The organism is Planctobacterium sp. R6, from assembly GCF_055755215.1.
Genome location: NZ_JBVTQY010000067.1, coordinates 1 through 14,498 on the forward strand (window position 1 = coordinate 1; position 14,498 = coordinate 14,498).

Sequence of the window (14,498 nt, forward strand, 5' to 3'; positions counted from 1 at the left end):
TTCACTCAAACCTGTCATCCACCCCCTGTCTAACAATACGAAAAACTGAGGCGACAACTATCCTGACACAGGGGGCTATCTGAATGCTCGTTATCCTGAAACCGATCTAAGATGACCTGAACCGCTGTACTTTCTTGCCTGTCACACGCCAGATAATTGCGGATTGTCTCCAGACTTTCTTTGTCATGGTTATAATGAGTTAGTCTGGTCCAGGTTAATACTGGATGATTCATGCCACGAAGACTTTGTGCCACTGTATTTTGATACTGTGACAGACAAGACAGCACGTCTTCATCTTCCGTCCGTTGTTCACTGTCTATGTCAACTAACATATTAAATTGTGCTTGCTGTTGATATTGCTGCCACTGCTGCTCAAAAGCCTCAAGAACATCCAGCGACTGTAATTGTCGACAGGTCTGTTCAAAACCTTGTAATTGCTGTTCGCAAACGGATATATCATTCTTTAGCACTTTTAATTGCTGTTGATATGCGACTTTCATTTGGCTAATGTGAACGAATTCTTCATCAATCGATAAAAACGCTGCACGATCATATGGTTTTATTTGCGGACTAAGAATATACAAAGGATCTGCCTGCTCCACAAAATGAGCATTACCAACACTTTCGCCGGGCAAATTTACGATACGTCTGACCAGGTCAGGAACTTCCCCCGCTTTACAAACATGATGGCCTATCTGTTTGTTACCCTGAAACACATCATACTGACTGGGCCCCTTCTCAGTGAGAAACACCCAGACAATTCTTACATCATTTTCAACGACAATGGTGACCTGTGCCTCCTGCTGGCCATCCTGAATCAATCCGCTATCAGGGTTGTTTGTAAGGAGCGCAACCAACGCTCTAAAAATCGCCGACTTACCAATTTCATTAGCACCTCTGACGTATGTCAAACCACTTGCCAAAGGGATAACTGTGTTGTCATGACTTTGAATATTTTCCAGTATTATCTGCTTGATCCCGGCACCGGAAAACCACTCAGAGCCAAAGCCACCATGCAACACGCTAACTTCTTCTCTAAGTGGTGCTTTTATAGTTTTATCGAGCCTATGACCTGGTGAATTATTTATGGCAATTAAACTGCCATCGTCACGACTCAGTTGCACAGTGGTACATTGTGCCTTTACCTCATCACTCAGTTCATGATGCGAAATATAGGCCAGTTGTATATTTAGCTGTTCACACAAGGCACTTAAAATCATGACAAACCGTTCTACCCTATCTGGCGACAGCCAGCAGTCTGCTTCATCAAAAAACAAAAAACGTCTGCTGTCTGACTGCACCACTCTAATCAGGCGTAAACCGGCCACCACCACGTTTAGCAACGATTTACCTCTATGCCGAATAAGATCATAGCGCCTACCATCTTCCAGTACTTCCAGGCTAAGGTGTGCTTTATTTCGAACAATGCTGGTAACCAGTTGAATTGACATGTCGCGTTCAAATACTTCGCGCACCAATACAGACAACAATTCACTGTACAAAGCCATATTATGCTGTTGAACTTCACTTTGTAACTGGTTAAGCAACCGTTTAACATCGTCAGCCTGCGCTAACGTTTGTTCTAACGATTCACGCCTGCAAACGACATCCACTCTCTGAGCTATAGCATGATCGCGTTTGCCCTGTAGTCTCGAAAGCCGCTGGGCCCGTGAAGGAGTATGAAATTGCATGCTCAGCTCACATTGCGAGTCAATTCAGGGTGTTTATCCCTTAAAGTTTTTAACCCTTCAGCGCTAAAAAGCAAATTACGCTTGCGGATTAGTAAACCAATCGACTCCGTCGCTGATTTGATTTTTTCTATTGTTTCACTTGGTACCGATTGCCCACGCTCCAGTAGCGATACCGAACTATCCAAAAGCGGGTCAAATGTGCTGCGCAATTCTTTAATCTGCGAGTCAACTTCGTTTATCTCAGCAATCCGACTTCGGATCTCATCCATTTCTTCCGTCCCAAACAATATTTGAGCCTGCTCAATAGTTTTTTCTTTTTGCAGTCTTTTTTGCGCAAATACGCCTTCTAACTTTGCAATTCGCTGTTGAATACTGTCCATATCATCTGACACCTGTCATTTTTAATGTTGCCTTAATGATGCATAACAGTTAATATATTTGCAAGTTCATTTGCAAAAAAAACGATGCCGGAATTAACTCAACTTTATAACACCTTCGGCTTTTCCAATTTCAGACCTGGTCAACGAGATATAGTCGACGCTATAAACCAAGGCCGAGATGTGTTTGCTATCATGCATACAGGCTCGGGAAAGAGTTTATGCTTTCAGTTGCCAGCATTGATGCAAGAAGGATTGTGTATAGTTATCACGCCACTGATATCACTGATGCATGATCAGATTGTGCAGCTGCAGGCAATAGGTGTATCAGCCAAAGCTTTACACTCTGATATTGAAATGTCAGAGCAACAACAAATCATGACTGAGGCATACCACAATCAGCTCAAGCTGCTTTACATCTCTCCGGAACGCTTACTGAGTGAAACCTTCACCAGACTACTTCACCAGGTGCGTATCAGTTTTATCGTAATTGATGAAGCTCATGTATTGCACGATTGGGGAGAAGCTTTTCGTCCGGGCTATGTGAATGCAATGACACGCCTACGCGAAATAGAAAAATATATAAGTGAACGAGACGGATGTGCGTTCAAATTTCAAAAGTGCGCATTTTCTGCCTCGGTTGTAGAAGATGTACGACGTCATATTGTACGTTGCGTACCATTACATGAACCTCGTTTCTTTATCCACTCGATGGACAGGCCCGCTATCACTTTAAACGTGATGAAAGTCAAACCGGGTAAAGACGAAAAACTATTCGTACTATTAGACTTATTAGAAAAACACAAGTATGAACCAACGCTTATTTACTGCACCTCTCGTCGAGATGTTGACACGTTATACCGACGATTACGATTAAATCGTTACAAAGTAGAAGCTTATCATGCTGGCATGAGTAAAGATGACCGTGCCAGAAATCAACAGGCTTTTACCAATGATGAATTGGATATAATGGTGTGCACAAAAGCCTTTGGTATGGGGGTGGATAAAGCCAATATCAGGGTGGTGATCCATCATAAACCCCCTTCATGCCTTGAAGATCTTTACCAGGAATTCGGCAGAGCCGGTCGAGACAAGCAAAGTGCCGTCCACTATGCCCTGTTTCAGGATTATGATTTTAGTGTTCTTCGCAAACGGTTGGACGCTCAACATCCCAGCCCGGAATCCTATCAGGCGTTGAGGGAGTTCTGGTTACGATATGCAAGTGAAACCGGAAATGAACCGATGCCAGTTGACCCCAAAACACTCCCGGATCTTATCAAAAACGGAGTCACTTGCCATAATATTCAGACAATACTGGATGAGTTTGTTCGCAGTGGGTTTTTACATCGACAAACAATGATCTCAACCCAAAATGGAAAAGATTGCTTTGACACTCTTTATTGCATTGCTCATCAGGATGCGACCATTGATACAGAACGCCTGACTCAACGAGCCGAACAGTTTACTAAACGTCTCCACGCAGTTGAATCTTACTTTTATGCCACAGCGTGCAGACGATATATGTTGCTGGAATACCTGGGTGAACCAAATCTGCCAGCTGAACCTCAGCAATGTGGGAACTGCGATGTTTGTCTTGACCATTCCCCTGTAAAAATTAAAACCAGCATATTACGTCCAACCAGGGACCGCTTGACAGGGAGTCAACATTGGCTAACTGAGAAGTTGCACCAGCTAAAAGCACAAAAAGCTAAAGTCTTGCATGTTAGTGCACACCTGATACTGTCAGATGTCCACATTATAGAAATTGTTAATACCTTACCCGATGATATATATTCACTGTCTTATATAGGCTTGAGCTCTACGCAGTTACAGCACTTAGGATTAGACATATTAAGTCTGGTTGAAAAGGCGAAATCTCGCACTGTATTGTCACAGGTAATCACTCTATGAAACTTTATGATCCTGCCTCACTCAATGAGGATGATATTATTGAGGGGCTACAATCCGGTCGACTTTTACAACTTGGACAGTTTAGGAAAATACTGGTTGATAACCCATTTATCCTTCACGACAATAGTAAAGAAAGTATCGCTGCAACTAATGCTTTCATACGACAGCACGCATTGGAACTTATTCCATTTTACATAAAATCCAGCGCTCAGCCACACCATGTTATCGGTTCAGCGGCGCTTAAGTTGGATAATTTTGTACAGGATGAGATTGCCCTAATTAAAACCACCACTAAATCCAAAGAACAACTCAATACGGCGATCGGGCAAGAGTTTCTTCCATTCATTGATTCAGCAAATCGAAACGCATTTAAACCGGTGTATCTTTCATATCTTCGCATTCGAGCGAATGTTACCGATAACGATATCAAGACACATAAAAACACCCTCGATGGTTCGACGCTACTGTGCGAGACACCAGAGTTCGCGCTAATGAATATCCTGCACCGACTAGAACCCGACATGGTGACAGCCTTATACAGCCCAGCAACATTAACAGCGCTGATCGAGCAGTTAGATTTTGGAGCTGATAATCTACAGACATTTTCCCAGAAAATTAATGATTACTTACGTCAACAGGGGATACGCAACCCTCGTGCCTACAATCGACAAATGCAGGCATTCTTGTTTGAGCATGTCTCCCCTGATTTTATTAGTCATAAAGTTGATTATCATCTGCTTTGGTACGGGAAGCCAGCTGCGACTCTGACAAGACAGGATACTCTGTGGCAGATGGACAAAACTGGCTCATGGCCACTGCCTTTTGCTACACAATTACATAATCACAGTACTTTCAGTTATTTCAATGGAATGCCTTCAGTGCTTCATCACATCATGCGAGAACCCACTGATGGTGAAAATCCGCGCTCGGTTTTTGAAGATGAATTGTCACATGAACCTAACTGCCTGGGTAATATTGCTATTCGACGTCCAGAGTCGGAGCGCTTTGTCCCTATTGCTAAACATAAATACACTCTGGCTCAGGCATCTGAAGACCATACCTTTACCGGGAAATTACTAGACTTCCCCGTGTTTACTGGCAAAACAAGCGAGCACAAAACCTTTAATGATGACCGTTATCAGACACGCCTTTCAGGACATGCAATGAAGTTCCCAGTCAGCCTGCAGCACAATGGAGATGATTTTGTTCTATGCCGTGAAAGTGATGAATTTGTTGCAACGCACCTTATGAAGTACCCCGTTAACGCTAACTGGCGCGATATAGAAATTATGGAATGGCTTGGCATGTATATGGCCAGAGCAAGTGGAATAGCCACTCCTGAGTTTGCGTTAATCCCAAATCACGGCGAAAACGTTATTACACAATTTACCCCTGAACCATCTGCCACAACGTCACACAATCCATTAAAGCTTAGTGATGCAAATATTGTGTTTAGCAACGCATTAACCGACGGGTTTGATAGGCTTAATAAAACCAATATCGCCTTCCCTAATTACCTCATTGAGCGTTTTGATATTGCCCATGCAGGCGATAAGAATCTATACTTTGCCGAGGATTTCAGTTCATTGATGAACACCCCCTGCAGCGGTAAATATGATGGTAGCTACGAAGAGGTAGCGGTTCGATTACTCTCAATATCGGATACCCCCCAACGCGACGCAGAACAATTATATAAATTGCTCATATTAAACCCGCTCATTGGGAACAACGACTTACACCTGAAGAATTTATCTATTTTGCGACAATATGATGCTGACGGCACACTCATAAGCTCCCAGCTTTCACCGGCATACGATGTTTTATGTTGCAATAAAACTCAAAATTTCATTCATGGCCTGCGGCTCAATGGTTCACATAATTTTGACTATGATGGCCTTGTCGGCTTTGGCGTTAATACTCTTGGCTTTACGGAGTCTAAATGTCACTCTATTATTGATAACTTAATCAATGATACCTTTCGTGCGACTAGTGAATTAATGGAAAATCCACCATCACTATTTCATAATGAACATCCCGAAGCCCTATCAGATCTACAAAGCCTATTAGTTTTTATCGGAGACAACTACCGAAAATACTTTCAACAGCATCATCCTGACAAGGATGTTCCTGAGGTCAAAGTAAATGTGAATCCCATGAATTTTTTCTGAGATTATCAAGCCATCTTCAATACAAACACATGCTTTAGTATGTTAAATCGAATTTCCGCTATCAGCATTGTTCCAGCATTAACCGTTATTTTCCTTCGGCGTTATAGTTAGTTGTCAATCCCCTGTGACTTGCCAAGAAGTATCTATGGGCAGGACTAAAAACGATTATCAAAGTAATCGCCCCGACTGAAGAAAAAGTAAGCGGCAAAACAACAGAAGAAACGCGTTAGTACATCAGTTCACTACTTCCCGGCGCCGCCCAGGCCCTGCATGCTTCAGAAGTCACTGACAGGTTGAGAGTATGCACTGGATGTTAGATATGACTTTCAGAGAAGATGAGTCAAGAATACGAAAAGGCAATGGTGCATTGGCCTTTAATGTGCTGAGAAAATAGCACTTAATTTGTTTGAACAGGATGATACAGTGAAAGCCAGCATGGCGCGCAAGAAGAAAATGGCAGCACTGGACGATGAATTTCGCTCAGTGCTGTTAGAATCAATGATTAAACTGAGCTAGCCGTGCCTTTCCTCCCAAAAGAGGACTTAAATTCATTTCCATCCGGTAATATTTATGCTATACGCATATATAATATTATACATACATAATTATACACACCTTGGAATCATCAATATGGATTACGGCCTCACCAGATTAATTCTAATCGACTCCTACTTACCGGGACGTATTTATGAAATCAAACTTGACGGCCACACTAACATTTTGGGTGGCAACGCTGCGGGAAAGACATCCCTAATAAAGCTTGCAGTTCTTTTCTATGGTGAAAGTCCAATTACTCTGGGAATTAAAGAAGATGCTCAAGCAAATCATCAGGGTTTTGTGATGCGGTATTTGCCACGCAATGGCAGCTATCTAGTCTTTGAATATCTGTCCAGAGGAAAACTTCGTTCACTGGTGTATTCTCCCCACCCATCTGACAGAGACAAGTATTTCCGGCATTTTTTGCCTACGGGGTATCACCTTGAAGACTATTGGAATGAAGCGACTTCGTCACCAAAAGACTCATTCCAATGGATAAGGGAGAAAAAACTTAAATATCCTGGTCAGATCAAGAATGTATCTACTGATAGGGAGCAAACGAATATCTTATTAGGCGGGAAAGATATTGATTATGGGCTTGGTCCTTTGCGACTGGATATGACTCGAATGAAAAAACTCATGACCAGTATGTTCAGTAAAAACGCAGGACATACTGAGCTGACCCAAATTATCAAAGATTGGGTGAATACCGACCTACAACAAAGTATCCGTCTACCTGATGGAATAGTTGAAAAGGCATTCATTCGTTCCTGGTTGGATGAATACAGAGCGTTAAAATGGTTATCTGAACAACAAACCGACATCGCAGACCTGGAAGCATATTTCGCAGAGTACAACAGCGCACTGTCATTACAGAAAGACTATTATTTATGCGCAAAGAATAAGCATGAAGCGATAACAGAGGATAAGGCATTAGCGCTTGGCCGATACCGGGAAGAAAAAAGAGAACTGAGCGAAAGTATTCGTAAACAGGGCATTGAAGTTGACCGGCTGGAGTCTGAAAAAGCCCAAAAACAAGCGCATCTGGACGAATTAACAGGCGAAAGGGACACCTTAGATAGAACGAAGAAAGGATCATTAAGTCGCGTGCCTGATGATTTTGACTCTCTGGTCGCTCAGGAGCCTCCAATGTTGCTAAAAAAGGCAACATTAGAAGCGGAAAAAGATGAATTGTTAAAGTCAGAAAGAAGCCTGGAGGAAAAGAAGATCAGAGCAATAACAGCTTTGGAAAATGAAATAAGTACCGGGAAGCTGGAGTTTGAAAAAACGCTTAGTGACGCCAAATCATCACTGCTTGAAGAGCGGGAAGTTCTTACCAATGCGCATCTGAACAAGAAAAGCCTCGCTCTTAAACCCATAACGAAACAAATCAAAGCTAATGAAGGTACTTTATCTGAATTAAACATTGAGATAGCGAAACAAGAAATGTTTATTCAACATTTCAGACTGGACGACACGGAATACGCCCAGAAAGCGCTCATCGAAGAGGCAATCGTTGAGTTAAGCGAACAACGTGATGAAGTGTTCTATTGTCTGGAGCGCTTGCAAGGTCAATATGTGGGTTTAGAAGGTCAAAAATCCGATCAAGACAAGCACTACTTTCGTCTTTTAAAAGAGCTGGATGAACTAGAAGATGAACTGGGTGAAAAAGCCCCTTTTGAATCGCCTCCTGAGAATTCTCTGGTGGCATTTTTACAAGATAACACCCCCAACTGGCCCGATACATTTGGAAAGGCATTACGTCCGGAAATATTGTTACAACCCAAATTAGAGCCTGTCCTCAAAGAAGCATCTTCCACAGCGATATTTGGTGTAGAAATCGCTACTGAGAACTTAATACAGAACTTTGATTTGATAACGAATAAAGACGAGCTGGTTGAAGTTATTAAAGATTTGCGCAGTAGTATCCACACAAAGAATACTGAGTTAAAAAAGGCACTGCAAGCGTCAGAAAAAACTTCAAATAACCTCGACGCCCTCCGTTCAGAGATATCCGAACAAAAGCAAGTCCATAAGAATATTAAAGACGCTATTGGCCTTAAAAATAAGGCCCTGGGTGACGAAATCAGACGGTTGAAATCACTTGTCGTTTCAGAAAAAAACAAGCTTGGAGAACAGGTCAAAAGATTAAAAGAAGAAGCTCAAAGTATCAATGAGCACCAAATCACGTTGAATAAAAGCGTTGATAAACTTAAAGCGGAGTTTGATGAAGAATTACAAACATTATTAGAGGGTATTGAAACCAACTATAGCGGCACTGTTAAGCGCATTAAAAAAGATAATAAACAACTAACCGAAGATATAGCACTGCGAAAACAAGATGTAATAGATAGGTATCAAAGAGAGCTGGAAGATAAAGGTATAGATCCAAAGTACATTGAAAAGCTAGACGATGAAATCAGAAAGATTAAAGCATTCGAGCAAAGGCTAACTCGATATAAAAACGCCAAACTGGCTTACGATGGTTTCATGAACAATGACTATATTCCCAGGTACTCTGACCTATTGCAGGAAATTGCAGAAGCCGAGGAAAATAGAAATAAGGCTGTCGCAGATTATGAAAATGCTGAAAAACATAAAAGAGAACTTACTTCAAAAAGTAGTCTTACCAGTCAAAAATACCACAATGAAGATCAGGAAAAAGGTATTCAGTTACGAGAGTTACAAAATGTTATTGACTCGCCTCAGATTCTAATCACTGCAACAACAGAAAAGTCTTTTGATCATGAAGCATTTAACGCAAATATGATCGTAGATGGATTTGATTCCGCTAAAGAGCGGCTTGCCAACGCAAAAACTAAAATTTTCGCCAGCGAAAGAGCATTACGAATAGGATTTAACCGGCCAGGCACTGGTGCATTTCGTTATTACCAGGGAGCCGGTGGGGACAAAAGTGACACCATTGTTACAGCTCAGCATATTCTTAACTACTTTACCGAAGGTATTTTTCTTAAAGATTATCAACTGTTCATGGGGAATGCCGAACAACTGATCAAAATCGAAACCTTCGTAAGATATTTTGAACGCTTCTCTCGCATGATCAATAAGTTCAGTAAAGGCCTGAATGCTCACATGAATCAGGCGACCCATTTTGGCGCGATTAATAACTTAGAAGTCAAAGTGACCTTCACATATGCGGACAGTGACAATTGGCGAATTGTAAAAAGCATTGATGAAGAGTATGCCGTGTGGAAACAAGACGTTGGGGGGATTTCTACGAATCTCAATGCTGTTGATAAACTACCTCATCAGAAATTAATTGATGCGATAGAGAGATTCCTTGATCTATCTAGCACAACCGATTTGAGTATCAACGACGTCCATGAGCATATTGATTTTGAGTTTACTATCGATGACCAGGGTGTTACAAAACGCGCCAATAGCCTCAAAAAAATTAACTCTGAAAAAACGCAAGTTTCTTCTAATGGTATCAGCAACCTTATAGTCCTCTCGATATTCATCGGTATTTTGAATATGAGGCGGGCAGATAATGTGATCCACTTTAACTGGAGTTTGGACGAACTTGCCGATATTGACCCAGAGAATATTTTAACACTTTTCCAGTTACTTAAAGATAATCATATTCATTTGCTCTCTGCCTGCACTGTCACCGACGATGCCGTGTATACCGGATTCGATAATACGTATACGTTTGGATTGGAAAAAGGTAATAAAGTACTGATCAACGAAAAGGATATTGATCCTTTATCGGAGTTGGAGAAAAACTATGGATAAGCGTCTCCAAGCGATAACAACAAAACTTCTGGAAGGGAAGTTCATTTGTCAATTTAGCGATCCTGATAATTTTGTTATTTTACAAGATGATGTAGACACCAGGTTAAAAGTAGAGAATTGCCTGGAGACCCTTGGCAGGAAACTAGTGTTCAATGATTCGCAATCTACTTACTATGTTGTCCATGACAAAAATACTATTGATCAAAAGACCGAAGCAGAAAGACAATTCAATCATATACGCCAAAAGATCCGCCCAACACTGGGGTTCTTGGATATCATTTCCAGTGCACTTACGTCTTCATCGGAAAACAAAGTATTTTTGCAAGGTGGTGAAACCATAAAAATATCAGAAGTAATAGCCGGTCTTGAACACAATCAGGCCCATATTGACACCCTGACCAGGCTCGATTGGATAAAGAGAAAGGACTCACCCATTACCGACAAAGTCAAAACACTATTCAAAGAAGCAGAAAAGGAAGGCTTATTAGTCCTGCAAGATAAAATCACTGAAAGGTATCTTGTAACCGGAAAGCTTGATGTTATGCAAGAAATCATGTTGTTCATTGCTGAGAATGAGCAGTTAGGCTCTACAGAGCCTGAACCGAACAACGACCAGATGAAGATGCAGATGAAATTATGAGTATAGATAACACTATTGAGGCCACTAAGTTCATCGAAGCGATTTATAAGCACCGTCATTTATTATCTAAGTGTTACGGCGAGAAAGCAGGCTCGTTTTTCCCCGAAGAGGAAGAAGAAAGGCTCCAGACACTTAAGTCTATGGGGGTCATTCGCCCCGTCGATAAGCATATGTATCGATTGTCTAAAGAAACTCGACAGTTGTTGGATAAAGGACTTAATCGAATACATCTGCGCGATCTGAGTGTCGATATCGGGGCACAGGTGGAAGCATTAACCCTGTCAATGTTTGAATACCAAGAAGCGGTTGCCACCAAAGACAAAGAAAGAATGGTGCAGGAAGAAGATGAATTAAAGTCAATTTGTTTTGAAATTGCCGATTTTGTCGCAGACAAAGCTAAAAATATTTATGAGCAGGCAAAAATTGCTCTGGGTAATATCGAATACGGACAGCAACGTTTTAAGAAGATACAACTATTACTTAACAAACTTGATCAACTGATGGCTGCGAGAGAAAAGCTGGAGCTGTTTTTTGATAATGAAGTGTTTATCGATTATCCCTTTTTGGACACGTTGAAAGTTCGATTCTTTTTGGATATGACTGAATATTTAGATAGCGCACGGAATCTTAGACAGGAAATCCGATCTGCGCTCCATCTAAGAAAAAAGAGAGAGCTAAGAACAAGTCAGCTTCAGCGGTTGGACGCGCTCTTGAAAAATGACCCAAGTGCACTACTGGATAATGCTAGGCAAAAAGCACATTCAATGCCGTTTTTTTTGGTGGCACCATCGATTTACGTTTCCACCAACGTTGATATCAATAGTTACGACGATGAGTTACTTGAGCAATACAGACAAACGATTCATGCATTGGCACTACAAAAACCTGAAAGTAAATCAAAATATATTCGAGAATCGTCAGGCCAGGTAGACTACGCATCTTTTCAAAAAGAGCGAGAAGTTAAACAAGTCAGATTGATGTTCAACTCTCTACTTAGAAACATCATCACATCCAAATCACAAATGAGTGCCATAGAGTTTTATAATTCATTTCCACAATCTGAAAATGTCCGTACTGCTTATTGGTTGCATTATTGCCATCGTCAACCCCAAATAATGAAGAATGCCCCCAGCAAAGCACGCTTGTTGCGCCAATTCACAGTACGAATTAAATTTGAAAGCCACTCTGATTATTCGGGAAACCGTGTAGTTAAAGACGTACTCTTCGATGCAAGTAAGAGACTGGCTTGAGGCAAATAACATTTGAAACTCAATAGCACACAAAAGCAATTACTGGTCGATATAGCGAATATTAAAAAGACTACCGCCAGTTCACAATCTGCCCAGGCTTTAGCTGATGAATTACATATCGGCAGAAAACAGGGCAATAACACTATCATTTATTCTACCGCAGATGCTGAAATTGCAAAACACTGGTGCGAAAGATATGGAATAGACACAAACAGTTACCAGCCAAAACAGTCTTCTCGATTGACTAAAGCCAAACAAGAATTTAAAGAAAAAGGGGCTGGAGTGTTCGTCTATAAAACATTTGTTCCGCACAAATCCATCGGAAATGTCTTTATAAATGGTGCGTTATTGTCCATGCCTTCAGAAGGATTTCATTTACTTCGGCCAGTAGATGTTAAGCAAATAAAAGCCGAAGGTATTCTCGTGATTGAAAATCTCGACACCTTTTTAGTTAACGCAACATTTTTTGCGCCATTGGTACCTAAAAATACGATGATAGTATATCGTGGCTCTCCTCAATTTGGGGGTAACAATGAAGGCGCTATTGCAAAGTGGCGAACAAATTTTCAAATACCTGTGTTCGGCTTTTATGACTACGATATATCTGGCCTCATCAAGATGATGGAATGGCCATGGGATAGATTTATATTGCCGAAAACAGATTCAATAAAAAAGAACGGGCTAAAAGCCAATTTTGAAGACCTTAAACAGCAAAAAAACGAATTAGTGGTTAAATTTCCCAATGGAACGCCGGGGTGGATGCAAAAGCATTATGACTTTTTCCAAGATTTAGATGGCAGCTTTACACAGGAGAGACTTATTTCGCATGATATTGAATTTGAATGTTTAGACAGGCAAGAGGTAATTGTGAATGACTGATACCGAGACAAAACGACGTCATATTCGCTTTCAAGCCATTGAATACTTGGTATATTGGGAAGGAGGAGTAAATAGCAATATATTGTCAAAGCACTTGGATGTTTCACTACTTACTGCACGGAAACAGATACAAGAATACCAAAACGAGTATCCAGACAATCTGGAGTATCAACAAAGATCATTCGAAAAACTGTATATCGCTTCGGAAAAGTTTGAAAGACATCGTATAAGTGATGAATGGCGAGATTATCTTTCGTTTATTCATTCAACAGCTCAAATGAATGCGAGTATTGATAAATCCCTAATAGATGAAAGCGCCATTAAACCAATTCAACAAGTTGATCCTAAGATTTTCAATGGGGTTTATAAAGCCATAAGAAATAAACAAGCAATAACTGTGAGCTATCGGTCAAAGACCAGACCGGAAGGGAAAGTTAGGGTAATACATCCTCATGCCATTGCCAGCAATGGCAACCGCTGGCACTGCCGTGCTTTTTGTGGTCAATCTAAGTCCTTCAAGGATTTTAATATCAATCGGATCCAAAGGATATTGTTAACAGAGCCGTCTTCAATAAAGCCTGCAGAAGATATAAATTGGCACGAATTAATAAGCGTTACTATAAAGCCTAATCCGAGTTTGCCTGACAAATTGCAAGAGTTTGTGTTGCTTGACTATGGTCATGATAAACCGTTTCGAGTAAGTGTTAAGAGAGCGTTACTACCTTACTACCTGCAGTTCCATCGTATCAGCACAGACCCTCACCACGATGATCCAAACGAAAAGCCATTGGCTGTTTGCTTAAATGACGAAGTTATTTCTCTGCTGTTTAGCTTTAGCCATGACGACAATTTATAATTGTAATCATTAAAATGAAGGGGTATGGATTTAGTCTTCCATATTTCACTTAGAGCTTGATCAAATATGGCAGTCTCATCGGGGCGTTAAGGATATCCTGATACCATTAATACCGTTTACCCTCATGCCTGCATTCAGCTTTGCAACGTACATATGGTACGCATCTCTCTGAAAAGGAAGTTCTATGGCATCCCCTGTGGGCAGCAAAGGGATCCTAATAAGTCAGAGTTTTGTTGCAAGCCAAATTTGCAACTGACGAGTTACGCCCAATCTTCAAAGCCACTCGGTGATATTCCACTAGTAATGTATTCGACAGCTGTAAGGAAACAAAAAGTATCTATCCTTGGGGTTTCGATAAGGGTTTGAATATACTTGGTTAATTATTTCCAAACAATACTTCATGGCGGTATGTATCGCTTCCGGCACACCAGCC

At 41.1% G+C, this 14,498-nt stretch carries 9 protein-coding genes and 1 pseudogene; 8 read left to right on the plus strand and 2 right to left on the minus strand.

Annotated elements, in window-relative coordinates; translation table 11 throughout:
* Nucleotides 1-29 precede the first annotated feature (29 nt).
* Nucleotides 30-1,691 carry an ATP-binding protein gene (locus tag AC0J20_RS22390; RefSeq protein ID WP_473023443.1) on the minus strand — a complete coding sequence of 554 codons (1,662 nt, stop codon included), beginning with the start codon at nt 1,689-1,691 and terminating at the stop codon, nt 30-32.
* Nucleotides 1,692-1,693: 2 nt separating this feature from the next.
* Nucleotides 1,694-2,071 (minus strand): hypothetical protein, encoded by a 378-nt coding sequence (locus tag AC0J20_RS22395; RefSeq protein ID WP_473023444.1) that lies wholly within the window; start codon nt 2,069-2,071, stop codon nt 1,694-1,696.
* 84 nt (nt 2,072-2,155) lie between these two features.
* Here AC0J20_RS22395 and AC0J20_RS22400 point away from each other — a divergent pair, with 84 nt between their 5' ends.
* The 8 genes and pseudogenes from AC0J20_RS22400 (at nt 2,156) to AC0J20_RS22435 (ending at nt 14,065) form a co-directional block, all read left to right on the plus strand.
* The gene (locus tag AC0J20_RS22400; RefSeq protein WP_473023445.1) at nt 2,156-3,979 is read left to right on the plus strand and encodes a RecQ family ATP-dependent DNA helicase; all 1,824 of its coding nucleotides are present in this window, start codon (nt 2,156-2,158) and stop codon (nt 3,977-3,979) included.
* A complete protein-coding gene (locus AC0J20_RS22405) occupies nt 3,976-6,147 on the plus strand; it encodes a type II toxin-antitoxin system HipA family toxin (protein ID WP_473023446.1) in 2,172 nt (723 codons plus the stop codon). Before AC0J20_RS22400 ends, AC0J20_RS22405 begins: the two co-directional genes overlap by 4 nt.
* A 152-nt stretch (nt 6,148-6,299) precedes the next feature.
* Nucleotides 6,300-6,663, plus strand: a pseudogene (locus tag AC0J20_RS22410) (ISAs1 family transposase); the annotation flags it as partial.
* Between the two features lie 114 nt (nt 6,664-6,777).
* A complete protein-coding gene (locus AC0J20_RS22415) occupies nt 6,778-10,440 on the plus strand; it encodes an ATP-binding protein (protein ID WP_473023448.1) in 3,663 nt (1,220 codons plus the stop codon).
* Nucleotides 10,433-11,080, plus strand: a complete 648-nt coding sequence (locus AC0J20_RS22420; RefSeq protein WP_473023449.1) for a condensin complex protein MksE — start codon at nt 10,433-10,435, stop codon at nt 11,078-11,080. The genes AC0J20_RS22415 and AC0J20_RS22420 overlap by 8 nt, the downstream gene beginning before the upstream one ends.
* Nucleotides 11,077-12,330, plus strand: coding sequence for a hypothetical protein (locus AC0J20_RS22425; protein WP_473023451.1), 1,254 nt, complete (start codon nt 11,077-11,079; stop codon nt 12,328-12,330). The genes AC0J20_RS22420 and AC0J20_RS22425 overlap by 4 nt, the downstream gene beginning before the upstream one ends.
* Before the next feature lie 12 nt (nt 12,331-12,342).
* Nucleotides 12,343-13,209, plus strand: a complete 867-nt coding sequence (locus AC0J20_RS22430) for a DUF7281 domain-containing protein (RefSeq protein WP_473023452.1) — start codon at nt 12,343-12,345, stop codon at nt 13,207-13,209.
* Complete coding sequence (locus AC0J20_RS22435) at nt 13,202-14,065, plus strand: WYL domain-containing protein (protein ID WP_473023453.1); 864 nt, start codon at nt 13,202-13,204, stop codon at nt 14,063-14,065. The genes AC0J20_RS22430 and AC0J20_RS22435 overlap by 8 nt, the downstream gene beginning before the upstream one ends.
* Nucleotides 14,066-14,498: the final 433 nt, after the last annotated feature.